This is a genomic window from Ornithinibacillus halotolerans, assembly GCF_014637405.1.
GTDB lineage: Bacteria > Bacillota > Bacilli > Bacillales > Amphibacillaceae > Ornithinibacillus > Ornithinibacillus halotolerans.
The window spans coordinates 64,509-81,337 of the sequence record NZ_BMEY01000003.1; the positions used below are offsets into that span (position 1 = coordinate 64,509).

Below are 16,829 nucleotides of genomic sequence, written 5' to 3' on the forward strand. Positions count from 1 at the left end.
GCATAAATATAAATTATAATGCTATAAACCTAAACCAAAGTAGTTTTTAACTTCATGAAGGAGGATGTGTAGGGAAATGAATGAGATAACTGGTTTGGTAAATTACCGAGACTTTGTCCGAAAAGAGCGTACACCTTTTATTCAAATGATTGATGCTCTAACATCGGAAGGTACTATTCAAGAATGGTTTAACACATTTATAGGCTTTGGATATAAAGGAAAGGAACAGGTGAATCATCATTTATTAGAGAAAAAGATAAATGGGAAAACATATGCTATTGTGTTAAGTGGTGTTATAAATAATAGCGTTGAAGTTAGAAGGGTATTATTAGAAAAAGGCCATCGTTTTCATACAGAAGGTGATGCAGAGGTAGCCTTAACAGCTTATATCGAATGGCAGGAAAGAATTTGTTCTCTAGACTTAAAAGGAGATTTCACTTATGCAATATGGGAAGATGACAAACAATCCCTTTACTTAAGTAATAAGTCTAGGAATAGACCGGTTTATTATTATGAAGATGCATCACTCTTTCATTTTGCAACAGTAAAATTACCGTTAGAGGGATACAAAGCGATAAAAAATGTACATGGAAATCAAATAAAAGAACTACCTTTTAATAGTTATTTAATCTTCTCCAAGACAGGGACTCACGTAACAAACCTATACTAATCCTTCTCATAACTCCCCATTAACCATCCAATCCATAAGAAGATTTTTTTGGCTAGTTTATGAAAAATTCGCGTTTAATTATAATAACTTAATGAATAAAAAATCTTCTTAAGTGGATTAGTTGTACCCACTTAAGAAGATTCGACATTGATTTCAGAAAAAAACAAATAATTAAAGTATTGCAAAAATTAGTACAAGGTGTTATATTAGAAATAGTATGTCAGCGCTTACAACGACATCCTATATTATAATAAAGGAGTGGTATTTGTGAGTAACAAGGCAGTAATTTATTCAAAACCAGGTGAGGTGGAAGTAAAGGATATTGGATATCCTGATCTTGTCCTTCGCGATGGTCCAGGGGTGAATCCACTTAATGTTGGTCGTAAATGTAACCATGGAGTTATCTTAAAGGTGATTACAACCAATATTTGTGGTAGTGACCAGCATATGGTTCGTGGGCGTACAACAGCACCAAGTGGACTTGTATTAGGTCACGAGATAACTGGTGAAGTTGTGGAAGTTGGTAGTGATGTAGAATTTATTAAAAAAGGTGACATTGTTTCCGTACCATTTAATATTGCGTGTGGACGTTGTGTCAACTGTAGACAACAGGATACACATATCTGCTTAAACGTTAACCCAGATCGTCCTGGTTCTGCATATGGTTATGTAGACATGGGAGGATGGGTTGGAGGACAGTCTGAATATGTAATGGTACCATACGCAGACTTCCAATTACTTAAATTCCCAGATCGTGAGCAAGCATTAGACAAAATTATGGATTTAACAATGCTTTCAGATATTTTCCCAACTGGATACCACGGTGCTGTTAGTGCTGGCGTTAAAATGGGGTCAACTGTATATGTAGCGGGAGCAGGTCCTGTTGGATTAGCTGCAGCACATTCTGCACAATTATTAGGAGCAGCTGTTGTAATTGTTGGTGATCTAAATGAAGAGCGATTAGCACAAGCAAGAAGCTTTGGTTGTGAAACAGTAAACCTACGTGAACATGATAATTTAGGAGAACAAATAGCAGAGATTCTAGGTGTTCCTGAGGTAGATTGCGCTATCGATGCTGTTGGATTTGAAGCTAGTGGCCATGGACAGAATGCTGGTGAAGCACCTGCAACTGTTCTGAACTCTATTATGGAAGTTACAAAAGCTGGAGGACGTTTAGGAATTCCAGGATTATATGTAACTGGTGATCCAGGAGCAGTAGATAAGGATGCGAAAGAAGGAACATTAAAGATTCGCTTCGGATTAGGATTTGCTAAGGCACATCATTTCGTAACAGGACAAACTCCTGTAATGCGTTATAATCGTGATCTAATGAGAGCTATCCTAAGTGGAAGAGCACAGATTGCAAAAGCAGTTAATGCTACATTAATTTCTATTGATGAAGCTCCAGATGGATATAAGAAATTTGATGGTGGAGCATCACGTAAATATGTTATCGATCCTCATGGTATGGTTCGTGATCGTGCGCAATTTACTGCAAGTGCAACTGTAAATTAAAAAATAAAAGTTTATAAATAAATACTTAAAACGAAAGGCCTACACTATCTAGCGGGATAATGCTAAAAGTGTAGGTCTTTTTTAAAGAAAAAGGAATGTATATATTTATTGGGAATATAGTTTATTAAGGAATTAGTACATGCTAATTTACCTAATTTCCTAAAGTTAAATGAAAAGGGGTGTATGGAATGACAGAGTTTATGGGAGAACTTATTGGCACAATGATTTTAATTATTCTTGGTGGTGGCGTAGTTGGTGGAGTGGTGCTGAAGAACACGAAGGCAGAGGGTGCTGGGTGGATTGTCATTACAGTCGGTTGGGGGCTTGCCGTGACGATGGCAATTTATGCTGTTGGTAACATTTCAGGAGCTCATATTAACCCAGCTGTAACGTTAGGATTTGCAGCGGTTGGTGAGTTTGAATGGGCGAAAGTCCCATTATTTGTTACTGCACAAATGATCGGTGCAATAATCGGGGGAGTAATCGTTTATTTAGCTTACTTAGCTCATTGGAGAAAAACAGATGACCCTGAAACAAAGCTTGCAGTATTTGCTACCGCACCAGCAGAAAGAAGTATGTTTGCTAACTTCTTGACGGAGACGATTGGTACTTTTGTATTATTATTAGGATTATTATTTATTGGAGCAAATTCATTTACAGAAGGATTAAATCCACTAATTGTCGGTTTACTTATTTTAGCTATTGGGGTTTCTTTAGGTGGCCCAACTGGATATGCGATTAACCCAGCTCGTGATTTAGGTCCTAGAATTGCTCATGCATTTTTACCTATTGCTGGGAAAGGTCACTCTGATTGGGGTTATTCATGGATTCCTGTTGTCGGACCAATTTTTGGAGGAATATATGGAGCTGTATTCTATAAAGCCTTCTTTGAACAAGAGTTTTCCGTTCTTTTCTGGATAATGAGTGTACTTATGTTAGTTGCTATTGGTGGAGCTATTAGTGAGGATGCTAAAAAGCAACGCGAGCAGGCAGGAGAACTTAATAAAAAAGCAGTATAATCTTATTAAAAAGGGAGAGTGACGACATGGCTGAGAAATTTATTCTTTCCTTGGACCAAGGTACTACAAGTTCAAGAGCAATATTATTTAATAAAAAAGGGGAAATTGTGGAGACTGCACAAAAAGAGTTTGAACAACATTTTCCTCAACCTGGTTGGGTTGAGCATGATGCGAATGAAATCTGGACATCCATATTAGCTTGTATTGCAGAAGTACTTCGAAAAGCTGATGTAAGTCCTGAGCAAGTAGCAGGTATTGGAATTACCAACCAGCGCGAAACTACTGTAGTTTGGGATAAAACTACTGGTAAGCCTATTTACAAAGCAATTGTTTGGCAATCTAGGCAAACAGCAGATATTTGTAAACAATTAAATGAAAAGGGTTACAATGAGCTGTTTAAGGAGAAAACAGGCCTTCTAATTGATGCATACTTCTCAGGTACAAAAGTAAAATGGATCTTGGATAATGTAGAAGGTGCAAGAGAGAAAGCAGAAAATGGCGATCTATTATTTGGAACGATTGATACATGGCTAGTTTACAAGCTTTCAGGCGGTAAAGCGCATGTTACCGATTATTCAAATGCATCACGTACATTAATGTATAATATTTATGATTTAGCATGGGATGATGAATTGTTAGATATTCTAACCGTTCCAAAGAGCATGCTTCCAGAAGTAAAACAATCTTCAGAAGTGTATGCACATACAATTGATTACCATTTCTTTGGTCACGAAGTTCCAATTGCAGGGATTGCAGGTGACCAACAAGCTGCATTATTTGGTCAAGCGTGTTTTGAGAAGGGCATGGCAAAAAATACGTATGGTACCGGTTGTTTCATGTTAATGAACACAGGGGATCAAGGAGTTAAATCAGATCATGGTTTACTTACGACATTAGCTTGGGGTGTAGATGGAAAGGTAGAATATGCGTTAGAAGGAAGTATCTTTGTTGCTGGTTCTGCAATTCAATGGCTCAGAGATGGATTGCGTATGATAGATAGTGCGCCGGAAAGTGAAGCATTTGCAACTAAAGTGGAATCAACGGATGGTGTATACTTAGTGCCAGCTTTTGTTGGATTAGGAACACCGTATTGGGATAGTGATGCTCGTGGAGCAGTATTTGGAATTACACGTGGAACTTCTAAGGAACATTTTATTCGTGCAACACTAGAATCATTAGCATACCAAACACGTGATGTGTTAGATGCAATGGCAAAGGATTCAAAAATTGACCTGAAAACATTACGTGTTGATGGTGGAGCTGTAAAGAATAACTTCTTAATGCAATTCCAAAGTGATATGTTAGGCGTGTCTGTCGAACGACCTGTTGTCCAAGAGACAACTGCGCTTGGTGCAGCATATTTAGCAGGATTAGCTGTAGGGTATTGGGAGAGTAAAGAACAAATTGCTGACCTATGGCAAATTGAAAAAACATTTGAAAATGAAATGGATACAGATAAAAGAGATTCGCTATATGCTGGCTGGCAAAAAGCAGTTGAAGCTACTAGAGTATTTAAATAGTATAATTTCTACCATATTCATTTGTGAAACTGAGGCTGGAAAAACCCTGCCTCAGTTATTTTTTTGTACCTGTTCTTTAATAAGGTAAGAACAAGTGTCAAGGATAGTTCGTATATCAATTCAATGTTCAATTTAAACAACGATGTTAACATATTTTTATTTAAAATGTACAATGAATTTTTTGTGACAATCAAATAAGATGACTATAAGCTCGTTTTGTAAACCTTTTCAAACATGAACAAACAAGAGGGGGAATTAACATGGAGAAAAATACAACAACGAAGAAAAAGGGCTTTCAAATGCCGCATATTTATGTCATCTTATTCTTATTCAGTGCTATAGCAGCAGTTGCAACATATTTTGTTCCTGCAGGTACATTTGAACGAGTACCTGGACCAGAAGGAAGAACAACGATCGATCCAACTTCATATACGCAAGTTGAGTCAACACCAGTAGGACTTATTGATTTCTTAACTGTTATACCTAGAGGGCTCATCGATGCTGGGGAAGTTGTGTTCTTTACGTTTATTATCGGCGGTATGTTCATGGTACTTAGACGTACTGGAATTATTGAAATTGCAGTTGATAATTTATCAAGAAAATTTGCTAATAATAGTGTTCTATTAATTCCGATTTTAACTACTGTATTTGCTGTTGTAGCAACACTAATTGGAACACCGGAATTATCTTTAGTATATATACCAGTTATTTTACCACTTATGATTGCACTTGGTTATGATTCTATGGTAGCGGCAGCTATTGCTTTATTCGGTACTGTAATTGGATTTACAGCAGGTGTACTAAATCCAATTAATACTGGTTTGGCACAGAAAATATCAGGTTTACCTGTATTTTCAGGAATGGGCTTACGACTAATTATCTTTATTGTAGCTGTTACAATGGGAGTTCTCTTTATTATGCGCTACGCAAACAAAGTAAAGAAAAATCCGATGAACAGTTTAGTTTATGAAGATGATCGCGAAAAGCGCGAAATGTATCAAAAAGTCGGCAATGTCGAGAAAATTAAAGCTACACCAAGACAGAAGTATGCTGCTTTAGCAACACTTGTTTTCTTTGGTATTTTAGTATATGGGGTAATTGGCCATGGCTGGTTCATGGTTGAGATGTCTGGACTATTTATTATTATGGGTATTGTTGTTGGTTTAATTGCTGGCCTGAAAACAATGGAAATCTGTGAAGGATTTAACCAAGGTTTTCGTGATGTGTTAGTTGGGGCTATTATTGTTGGGGTAGCAAGAGCGGTTGCAGTAGTGTTAGAAGATGGACAAATTATGGATACAATCGTTAATAGCTTAGGTTCACTTGTAGGTGACCTTCCAGCAGTATTAAGTGCAGTTGGTATGTATGTTGTTCAATTATTAATTAACTTCATTATTCCATCTGGTAGTGGACAAGCACTTGTTACAATGCCAATTATGGCACCACTTGCTGATATGGTTGGAGTAACAAGACAAACGGCTGTACTTGCATTCCAATTAGGTGATGGTTTTGCGCATATTCTTTATCCAACATCTGGTTACTTTATGGCAGCATTAGTTATTGCTGGTGTACCATATCAAAAATGGATTAAATTCTTTATACCTTTATTTGTAGGTTTTGTAATCTTATCTGTAGTTATGCTTATCATCGCACAATCTATCCAGTGGGTAGGGTAATAAGAATAAATAATGAAAGGAAGGTCCTATAGTAGGCCTTCCTTTTTTGTTAAGCTTTTTTCGCTACAAATTCAATTTCCACTTCTGCTCCAAGCGGTAATTCTTTTACCGCTACACAAGTTCTTGCTGGGAATGGTTCGCTGAATTGCGTTTTATATACCTCATTCATTGCATCAAAATTTTTCATATCCGTTAAATAAACGTTAACTTTAACAACATGCTCCTCACTGAGACCTGCTTCGTTTAACACATCAAATAAACTTAAAAAACATTCTTTCGTTTGAGCAGCAATATCCCCCTCCATATCAGCATCCGAGGAATTTTTTGCTGTTTGACCTGATAAGTATACAAAGTCTCCGGCATCAATAGCATGGGAATAAGGTCCTGAAGATGTTGCACGTTTTGTCGTATATGCTTTTCTCATTTGTTATCTCCTTCACTAGATGTTTTATGTAGAGAGTCATGATTCCTCTCGTAACCCAACTTTAGCATTAATACCCTAGTTCGACAATTTTTCTTTCTAATTTGAGTAGTGACAGGTTATTTTCAGATTGGTATGATAATTAAAAGTAGATTAATAGTTTGCAACTTTTGGGGGAATGAACGATGGATTTATTTAAAGCTCAAGTTAGTCCGTATACGAGTGTGAGACAAGCTACATATGCGAGAAATGGAATGGTAGCAACTTCTCAACCGTTAGCATCACAAGCTGGGATAGACATTTTGAAAATGGGGGGAAATGCGATCGATGCTGCGATTGCAACTGCTGCGTGTTTAACCGTTGTTGAACCAACGACAAATGGAATTGGTGGGGATGCTTTTGCGTTAGTGTGGACGAAAGGGAATCTATATGGATTAAATGGAAGCGGCCCTTCACCGAAAAATATTTCTATTGAAGCAGTTAAAGAGAGAGGGTATGAAAAAGTCCCAAAATATGGATGGGTTCCAGTAACGGTTCCTGGTGCTCCTTCGGCATGGGCGGAACTATCCAATCGATTTGGTAAGCTCCCACTCTCTACAGTACTTGAACCTGCTATTCGCTATGCGGAAGAAGGGTTCCCGTTATCCCCAGTACTTGCTAAATTTTGGAATAGGTCGTATCAAATATTTAAGGAAAATTTAAAAGAAGAGATGTATAACCATTGGTTTGAAACGTTTGCCCCTCATGGTAGAGCACCAAAAACAGGAGAAATTTGGCAATCTAAAGACCACGCTAAAACGTTACGTTCCATTGCTGAATCAAATGCAGAGAGTTTTTACCGTGGAGAACTAGCTGAAAAAATTGCCCGTTATTCCAAAGAGCATGATGGATTTTTAACAACTGACGACTTAGCAGAATACAAGGCCGAATGGGTTGAACCTATTCATGTGAATTATAAAGGTTATGATGTATGGGAAATCCCTCCTAATGGACAAGGACTAATTACATTACAAGCTTTGAATATTCTAAAGGAGTACAATTTCTCTGAAAGAGATCATGTCGATACAATCCATAAACAAATTGAAGCGATGAAATTAGCATTTGCGGATGGATTTAATTATATTACTGAAGACAAATGGATGACTCGTTCAGTAGAGGAATTATTAAGTGAAACTTACGTCAAAGAGCGGAGGAAATTAATTACCGACAATGCAATGATGCCAGAAGCTGGGGATCCGAGAGCGAGCGGGACTGTTTATTTAGCAACTGCAGATGGTGAAGGAAATATGGTTTCTTTCATTCAAAGTAACTATATGGGCTTTGGATCGGGTTTAGTTGTTCCAGGAACAGGAATTGCCTTACAAAATCGTGGCTATGATTTTTCCATGGATTCCAATCATAGTAATCGATTAGCAGGTGGGAAAAAGTCGTTTAATACGATTATACCAGGATTTATGTCAAAAAACGGCGTCCCATTAGGACCATTTGGTGTCATGGGAGGTTTTATGCAACCACAAGGACACCTCCAAGTTGTCATGAATACTGTCGATTTTCAATTAAATCCTCAAGCAGCACTTGATGCACCTCGCTGGCAATGGATAAAAGAAAAACAAGTAGATGTAGAGCATAATTTTGCCCACCATTTAGCACAAGGATTAGCTGATAAAGGGCATAATATTCGAATAGCATTGGAGCCAAACAGTTTCGGTCGTGGTCAAATTATTTGGCGAGATCCTAGTACTGGAGTTTTAGTTGGTGGTACGGAGTCTAGAACAGATGGAATAGTAGCGGCTTGGTAACCGATGAAACAAATTAGTTGAAATTTCATTTGACTTACCTTTAACATTATGATGGAATTTAAAAGCATTAATTATTATAACAACAAGGACTGATTTTACTTCATGAAACAAACAGTAATTTATAAAACAGTGGATCAATGTGATATAAAAGGAGACTTTTATCCATCAGACAAAAAGGATGCACCAGTCATTATTTATATTCATGGTGGTGGACTAATCTGGGGTTCTCGAGAAGATATGCGAGAAGAGCAGATAAACTTCTTTAATTCTTCAGGATACCATGTATTCACAATTGATTATCGACTAGCACCAGAAACGAAAATAGATGGTATAAAAGAAGATGTTGAAGACGCGATTAATTGGTTGAAAACAAAGGGTTCCGAAACGTTTCAAATCAACGTCAATAAAATAGTTGTTATGGGTAGTTCGGCAGGAGGGTACTTAGCTCTTTTAACTGGGTTAATGAACCATAAACCAGATGCTATTGTCTCTTTATATGGATATGGGGATATTACAGGCTCCTGGTATACTAGACCGAGTTCTTTTTTCTTACAAAAACCAAATGTACCGAAGCAACTTGCCTATCAATTAGTTCAACCTAAGCCATTATCAGTAGGACCTATCCAACGTAGATATGCGATTTATTTATATTGTCGTCAACAAGGGGCTTGGTTAGATGAAGCTACAGGGATGAACCCAATTACACAACTAGATAAGATTAAAACGTATTGTCCTTATTATCAATTAGATCATACGTATCCACCAACGATGTTGCTACATGGAAATAAAGATACAGATGTTCCTTATGAAGAATCTGTAAAAATGAATGAAAAATTAACAGAGCATCAAGTCATTCATGATTTTATCACAATGGATAATGCTGACCATGTATTTGATGAACATTGGGATGACCCAAATGTAAAACAAGCATTCCAAAGAATAATTGAATTTATCGATGAACATGTCCAATAATAAATGTAGAAGAGTTTCCCGCTAGTGGAAACTCTTTTTTATATTTATGAGTATAAAGTTTATTTGTTTCAAATAATAATGACTAGGGAATATTGTAGGTTTCTGTCGAAATTTGTCCAAAGAAAACAAATAAAATATTATTATTTGTTCAAATGAAATAAAGACTTTCATTTTGCGCAGCAATATAATTGTACCTGGTATAAAAGTTCTATGAAAGCGTTTCTTATGTGATATGGAGATGGAAAATCTAACAATTATCCCTAACTTCTCCATGTTTTTAATCCAATTAGAAATAGTTTAAGGAGGACATCGTATGTTCGATTTAATTATAAAAAACGGTAACGTTGTTTTAAGTGATACCGTGAAAAAAGTAGATATCGGTATTAAAAATGAAAAGATATCTTGTATTGCAGAAGAAATAACTGAAGATGCAAAACAAGTGATTGATGCAAACGGTCAATATGTTATGCCAGGAATGATTGATACACACGTACATATTAGTGAACCTGGTCGTACTGAGTGGGAAGGGTTTGAAACTGGTTCAAAAGCATTGGCAGCTGGTGGGACTACAAGCTATGTTGAAATGCCACTGAATGCATTACCAGCAACTACAAATAAAAAAGCACTTGATTTAAAATTAGAAGCTGCTAAAACACAAAATTATGTAGATTATGGATTTTATGGCGGTTTAATTCCGGATAATCTAGAAGATTTAAAGGAATTGTCTGATGCAGGCGTACTTGCTTTTAAATGTTTCCTTTCTAATATAACTAGTGAAATTCCAGATGATTTCGTTAATGTTGATGATTATACATTATATAAAGGAATGCAAAAATTAGCAGAGTTAGATCAAATCCTTTGTATTCATGCGGAAAATCCATCAGTAACTTCTAAACTGGAAGAAGAATTTATTCGCGAAGGTAAAACATCTGCAATGGATTATCCTGATGCTCGTCCAGTATTTACTGAAGTAGAAGCTGTTCAACGTGCTTTACTATTTGCAAAAGAAACAGGCTGTAAACTACACATTGTTCATATTAGTACTTCTGAAGCAGTACAAGCTATACTAAAGGCTCGCTCTGAAGGTGTTGATGTAACGGTTGAATCTTGTCCTCATTATTTTGCTATGTCTGCAGAAGATGTAGAAGAAATTGGCGCATATGCAAAATGTCAGCCGCCTCTTAGAAAGAAAGCTGACCATGAAAAACTTTGGGATGAGTTATTAAATGGAAATATCGACTGGTTAACATCCGACCACTCACCTTGTACGGAAGACTTAAAACTTGAGTCAGACAATTTATTTACAGCATGGGGCGGAATTAGTGGAGCTCAAAACAATGTCGATTTAATGTTTGATTTAGCGGTAAAACAACGCGGATTATCAGTTAATCGTTTTGTTGAACTTATCGCTACAACACCTGCTAAACGTTTTAACCTTTCTAACAAAGGTGAAATTACAGTAGGAAAAGATGCCGATATTATCCTAGTTGATCCTGAGCAATCTTATGTGGTGAAGCGAGAAGACTTATACTACAAAAATAAACATAGTGCGTATGAAGGAAGAAAAATTGATTGTCGCGTAACAAAGACAATTGTACGCGGTAACGTAGTATATGACTTGAACGAGGGTATAATTGGAGAGCCAATTGGAAAACTAATGACCAAATAAGGAAAAAAGGTAGAGTATAAAAGTAATTTTGTATGAAGATATCTTTTATACTCTCCTCCATACATTTATTTGGGAATCGACTGTCTATTTTAACTAAAAGAAGAAAAAAATATTGTCTACATTGGACAATGACGTGATATGTGCAAGTGCTTATAATTTGTTCTTGAAATAAAATGTTTCCATATTAAGAGAAACTAAGGAAAAGGGAGTTTGAAATATGTCAAACGAAGGGAAAAATAACCAAGTAGTTGCAGCTGAAGGGGATTCTCTAAGGCCAACACAAGATAAAGATAGAACGATGGGGCCATTCGGCTACATGTCCATGTGGGTCGGAGACGGCGTAAACATGGGGAATATGACTCTAGGGATGAGTGTAATTGCTTTAGGAGTCGCAACAATGAATATGTGGCAAACTATTGCTGCAGCCGTAATCGCAATAGCAATTATTTCTATTATTTTTGCCTTAAATGATAGAGCAGGATATAGAACAGGTATCCCATATGTGGTACAGTTAAAAATGTCCTTCGGGGATAAAGGTACAATCATTTCTTCTCTACTACGTGCAGTACCAGCAATTATCTGGTATGGTATTCAAAGTTGGATTGGTGGTACGGCTTTAAACGAAATAATAAAGATCTTATTTAATTTTGATAATGTAATTATTAGTTTTATTATCCTACTTATTGTACAAATTCTTATTTCAATGAAAGGTTTTCACGCAATTAAATGGGTAGAAACCGTAGCATCTGTTGTTCTTATGTTAATTATTGCAACAGTGTTTGTTCTTCTAGTAAAAGACCACGGCTCTGAAATCGTTACTAGCTGGGTTCAAGCAGAAGGAACATGGGGATTAGAATTCTTCGGATTTGTGATGGTGTTTATGGGTAACTATGCAGCGATCTTCTTAAGTGCAGCAGATTACTCTCGTGAATTAAAAACAGGTATTAGTGATAAAAAACGTGGACTATTATATTTCTTACCAATTACAATCGCATATGGGTCTGTTCTTGCAGTAGGTGCAATGCTTGCTATTGTTACTGGTTATACAAATCCAGCACTTGCTTTACCAGCGTTATTAGATAATGAATATGCAACATTATTTGTTTCTGCATTTATCGTATTTGGTGCGATTGCTGTTAATATGGTAGCGAACGTTGTTACACCAACATATGTAATTCAATTATTTACTAAATTAAATTATAAAATTGCAGTAACAATTACTGGTTTACTAGCAATGGTGTCATTCCCATGGTTATTAGTACAAGATGAATCAGCACATGGCTTAGATATGTTCGTATTAATTTATTCAGCATTCTTAGGACCAATTGTTGCTATCTTATTACTTGAGTATTATGTATTTAGAAAACAGAAAGTTAAAGTGGATGAGCTTTATAAGAAGGATGGCCAATTTGCAGGTTGGAACCCAGCTGCATTAATTGCTCTATTTGGTGGTGCTGGTGCAGCATTTATCAAAGTTGACTTAGCTTGGATTATTGGTTTTGTTGTAGCAGGAATTCTATACTATGTAGTATCTAAGTTTGCTTTCAAAGGATCAAGATTCAAGAAAGATACCATTTTTGAAAATCAATAAGATAATTGAGCCTGGATGAGTTATTCATCCAGGTTTTTCTGTGCTATTTTTCATTTTGGGAGAAGAAATTAGCTGAAATAACTAAAGGGAGTCTCTTAGAAATTATTTAGAAAGGAAATGCCATTTGAAATGACGAATGGGATTCTCTCATACATCATTTAGAAAGGCACCCCCATTTGAAATGACAAATGGGATTCACCCATACATCATTTAAGAAGACAACCTTGGTTGAAATGACAAATGGGAGTTACTCATACATTATTTAGGAAGGCACCCCCAGTTGAAATGACAAATGGGATTCACCCATACATCATTTAAGAAGGCAACCTTGGTTGAAATGGCAAATGGGAGTTACTCATACATTATTTAGGAAGGCACCCCCAGTTGAAATGACGAATGGGATTCTCTAATACATCATTTAGAGAAGCAAACACAGTTAATATGACTAATGCGAATCCCATACATTATTTCCCCTCTCTACAATAGTCAAAAAAACAGGCACACCCTATAAGGATGTGCCTGTTCACATAAAACTACTTACCAACAACTATTTCACCATGATCGTATACAACTTCACCGTTAACGATTGTTGTTTTTACATTCCCTTTGAAAGTCTTACCAACGTATGGAGAATGTTGATGACGGTATAATAAGTCTTCGGCTTTCAGTTCAAAACTCTCATCTAAATTCACTAATGTAATATCAGCATCAAAACCTTCAGCTAGTGAACCTTTTCCTTCAAGACCAAAACGTTTAGCAGGATTTACTGCAGTTACTTCCACGATTTTTTCTAATGGAAGGTTACGTTTATGGTATCCTTCTGTTAATAGCACGTTTAATGTAGATTGCGCTCCGGAAATACCGCCCCAACCTTCGAAAAAGTTATCTGTAACAGTCTTCATATCAGCTGGTGCTGGTGAATGGTCAGATGCAATCATGTCGATTTCACCATTTGCTAGTGCTACCCATAATTGTTCTACTTCTTCACTATCTCTAAGTGGTGGCGCACATTTTGCAAGACCACCTTTTTCCTCTAAGTCTTTAACTGTAAGTGCTAAGTAATGGGCACATGTTTCAACAGATGCGTCAACTCCACGTTTTTTAGCTTCATTGATTAAGTCTGTAACTTTACGGCTGCTTGCGTGAACAACATGTAATTTACATCCAGTTGCTTCTGCATAAGAAATAACTCTTCTAACAGCTTCTATCTCAGAAATGATTGGACGAGATTCAACAAAGTCTCTTGCACTTGTTTTTCCTTGTGCGATTTTTTCAGTTGCAAGTTGATCACAAATAACCGTGCTTTCTGCATGTACTGCCAAGATAGAATTAAAAGAAGCAATTTCTTTCATACCTTTATATAATGTTTCATCATCAGCATTATTAAAGTCTTCAATACCACTTGGTGACATGAATGCTTTAAAACCGATAACGCCATTTTCATCTAGTTCTTTTAATTTATCAATATTTTCTGGAACTAGTCCACCCCAGTAAAACGGATTTACAACAGATTTTTCATCAGCTAAATCACTTTTTGCTTGTAGATTTTCTTTATTAATTACAGGTGGTGTACTGTTTAGTGGCATATCAAAGAATGAAGTTGCCCCACCTTTTGCAAGACTTCTACTTCCGGTAGCAAGTCCTTCCCATTCCGAACGTCCAGGTTCGTTGAAATGAACATGTGTATCAATAACACCAGGAAAGACATGTAGTCCTTTGGCATCAATCTCTTTTACTGCTGTTTCTTCAATAGTTGCTGCAACTTTTTGGATTTTTCCATCCTTTATAGCAATATCAGCTTGGGCAGTAGATTCAGCTGTAACAACTTGTCCATTCCGAATAATTAAATCAAATGTACTCATTATTTCCCTCCTATGTATCCTTTTAATAGTGTATAAAAACACAATTGGAAAATATTTAAAAGGCACCAACATTATTGTAAAGCTCTAATATAGCCATGTCATTGTTCATTTTAACTAAAAAAAGTTGTTAGTTGTTAACAGGTTGAACAAACTTACATGTTCTTAGTATAGCTAAAAATTTGTACTTATACTTTAAGCAGAAAAATTGTTATAATAAGTAGATGTGAATAATGTTCATTAAGTGGAGGTGGCAAAAGTAGAATATCGAGTTAAAGACTTATTGCGAAAACCAATTATGAAAGATGCCACTTATCTAGGAGACACTAGTGGCTTAAATAATATTATTTCTGGAGTAACTGTCCTTGAATCACCCGACATTGCCAAATGGTTAAAGGGCGGAGAGTTACTAATAACTAGTTTATTTCCAATTCGAGAACTTACTGATACACAAGTAAACGACTGGATTAGTCGTATTGCTGAAAAGAAAGTAAGTGCCTTAATTATAAAGATTCAAAAAGTATACTCGGAAATCCCTTCTAACATTTTAGAGGCGAGTAAACTGCATCATGTACCAATTATTCAAATTTCTAAAGATATTGCGTTTATCGATATTATGTATCCAGTCATGGAAGAACTATTCAATGATAGGGTAAAGAAACTAGAATATTTTAAAGAAGTTCATGACCGTTTCACTGCTTTATCATTAGCTGATGAAGGAGAAGATGGAATAATAAACACATTGGAAGAGTTGATTGGTAACCCTGTTGCCTTATATGATCGAGATTTTCGTTGTATAACAACTACTAATAATGCAGTTTCTTTATTTTATGGAATGGAACGGATTAATAAAAAAGAAGGAATAAAAAATACGAAATACCCGTTCCATAGGCAACGTGTTATTTTTCCTGGATTACAGGAACAAAAATGTGAGCAAATTGTTGTAACGATTGAAACAATTAATCATATAAAAATGCATTTAATTATAAGTGAACTGAATAAAGAAGTTACAAGTTTTGACTTTATTGCGATAGAAAATGCTGTAACAGCCTTATCTCTTGGACTGGTTAAAAAGTTTGCCATTGCAGAAGTGGAACAAAAATTTAAAGATGATCTCATTGATGATTTAATTTCTGGGAAAAAACAATCCCTTCACACATTACAAGATAGGGCGAATGTAATCAATTTTCATTTAGATATTGAATATGTTGCAGTACTCTTTCATTTAGAAGGAACCCACCCTGACAATGGGCAAGTGGAAGTCTTACACACACATCAACAGAGGCATTATAAATACCTCCGTGAATTGATAGAGTTTTATCAAAGAGATGCAATTGTACGTGAGCGTAGTAATGTAATAATTGTCTTATGGAAAATTCAACAGCATGATACGAATGACCGTGAATGGCTAAAAAAGATAAAAACAACGGTGAACCACATTCAAGACAAATTTAATAAATATAATAATGATTTTGCTGTTCAAGTTGGTATTGGTAATGTAGTGAAAAATGCACTTGATCTAGCTAAGACATATCAAGAAGCACAGGATTCTTTGGAGTTGGGACAGCTTTATAATCAAGGAAACTTTGCGATAAGCTTTAATGAACTAGGTGTTTATCGTCTGTTATACCAAATTAAAGATGTTTCTGCATTAACTAATTTTATACCCCAATCCCTTCAAAAACTATTAAACTACGATTATTCTGTGAAAAAAGACTTACTAGAAACATTAAAAGTGTTCTTACAAACAAGTCAAAATGCTGCTAAAACGGCTCAATTACTATTTGTTCACTATAAAACGGTCACATACCGAATTGAGAGAATTAAAGAAATTACAGGAATAGATTTTGAAGATCCTGAGGAAACACTTGCTGTTCAAGTTGGCTTTAAAATATTAGAAGTTATCGACAAAAGTGAAAAATGATAATACATGGAAACTCCCAAACCATATTACAGTTTGGGAGTTTTCTAATTATAAAAAATATACACTGGTTATATATTTTGTTAAAAAGGGATAATAATCATATGCATATAGGGAGAACACCAATTTTTTAGTAAACAAAAGTTTCCATTTTATACAAGTGTTTATTCAGATGGGATAAAAGTTACAATTTAATT

The 16,829-nt window shown here is 35.8% G+C and carries 12 protein-coding genes; 10 read left to right on the forward strand and 2 right to left on the reverse strand.

Annotated elements, in window-relative coordinates; all coding sequences use genetic code 11:
* Positions 1 to 76: 76 nt before the first annotated feature.
* The 5 genes from IEV35_RS03535 to IEV35_RS03555 all read left to right on the forward strand — a co-directional run bounded on the left by IEV35_RS03535 (position 77) and on the right by IEV35_RS03555 (position 6,400).
* On the forward strand, positions 77 to 670 hold the full coding sequence (locus tag IEV35_RS03535; RefSeq protein ID WP_188383324.1) for an asparagine synthetase B family protein: 594 nt from the start codon (positions 77 to 79) through the stop codon (positions 668 to 670).
* Positions 671 to 928: 258 nt separating this feature from the next.
* On the forward strand, positions 929 to 2,185 hold the full coding sequence (gene fdhA, locus IEV35_RS03540) for a formaldehyde dehydrogenase, glutathione-independent (protein WP_188383325.1): 1,257 nt from the start codon (positions 929 to 931) through the stop codon (positions 2,183 to 2,185).
* A gap of 188 nt (positions 2,186 to 2,373) precedes the next feature.
* Positions 2,374 to 3,204, forward strand: coding sequence for an MIP/aquaporin family protein (locus IEV35_RS03545; RefSeq protein WP_188383326.1), 831 nt, complete (start codon positions 2,374 to 2,376; stop codon positions 3,202 to 3,204).
* A 26-nt stretch (positions 3,205 to 3,230) separates the two neighbouring features.
* Positions 3,231 to 4,724: a glycerol kinase GlpK gene (gene glpK / locus IEV35_RS03550; protein ID WP_188383327.1), complete on the forward strand. Its 1,494-nt coding sequence runs from the start codon at positions 3,231 to 3,233 to the stop codon at positions 4,722 to 4,724.
* 260 nt (positions 4,725 to 4,984) lie between these two features.
* Positions 4,985 to 6,400: a YfcC family protein gene (locus IEV35_RS03555; protein ID WP_229740631.1), complete on the forward strand. Its 1,416-nt coding sequence runs from the start codon at positions 4,985 to 4,987 to the stop codon at positions 6,398 to 6,400.
* A gap of 49 nt (positions 6,401 to 6,449) precedes the next feature.
* On the opposite strand, the gene IEV35_RS03560 is transcribed toward IEV35_RS03555, so the two are convergent.
* Complete coding sequence (locus tag IEV35_RS03560; protein WP_188383328.1) at positions 6,450 to 6,824, reverse strand: RidA family protein; 375 nt, start codon at positions 6,822 to 6,824, stop codon at positions 6,450 to 6,452.
* A gap of 182 nt (positions 6,825 to 7,006) precedes the next feature.
* On the opposite strand from IEV35_RS03560, the gene ggt reads away from it, so the two are divergent.
* The 4 genes from ggt to IEV35_RS03580 all read left to right on the forward strand — a co-directional run bounded on the left by ggt (position 7,007) and on the right by IEV35_RS03580 (position 12,852).
* Positions 7,007 to 8,620, forward strand: coding sequence for a gamma-glutamyltransferase (ggt, locus tag IEV35_RS03565; protein ID WP_188383329.1), 1,614 nt, complete (start codon positions 7,007 to 7,009; stop codon positions 8,618 to 8,620).
* A gap of 102 nt (positions 8,621 to 8,722) precedes the next feature.
* Positions 8,723 to 9,592: an alpha/beta hydrolase gene (locus IEV35_RS03570; protein ID WP_188383330.1), complete on the forward strand. Its 870-nt coding sequence runs from the start codon at positions 8,723 to 8,725 to the stop codon at positions 9,590 to 9,592.
* A 313-nt stretch (positions 9,593 to 9,905) separates the two neighbouring features.
* Positions 9,906 to 11,261 carry an allantoinase AllB gene (gene allB / locus IEV35_RS03575; RefSeq protein ID WP_188383331.1) on the forward strand — a complete coding sequence of 452 codons (1,356 nt, stop codon included), beginning with the start codon at positions 9,906 to 9,908 and terminating at the stop codon, positions 11,259 to 11,261.
* Between the two features lie 217 nt (positions 11,262 to 11,478).
* Positions 11,479 to 12,852, forward strand: coding sequence for an NCS1 family transporter (locus tag IEV35_RS03580; protein WP_188383332.1), 1,374 nt, complete (start codon positions 11,479 to 11,481; stop codon positions 12,850 to 12,852).
* 533 nt (positions 12,853 to 13,385) lie between these two features.
* Here IEV35_RS03580 and IEV35_RS03585 read toward each other — a convergent pair.
* Positions 13,386 to 14,714, reverse strand: coding sequence for an allantoinase (locus tag IEV35_RS03585; RefSeq protein WP_188383333.1), 1,329 nt, complete (start codon positions 14,712 to 14,714; stop codon positions 13,386 to 13,388).
* Between the two features lie 280 nt (positions 14,715 to 14,994).
* On the opposite strand from IEV35_RS03585, the gene IEV35_RS03590 reads away from it, so the two are divergent.
* Positions 14,995 to 16,635, forward strand: a complete 1,641-nt coding sequence (locus IEV35_RS03590) for a PucR family transcriptional regulator (protein WP_229740632.1) — start codon at positions 14,995 to 14,997, stop codon at positions 16,633 to 16,635.
* Positions 16,636 to 16,829 lie beyond the last annotated feature (194 nt).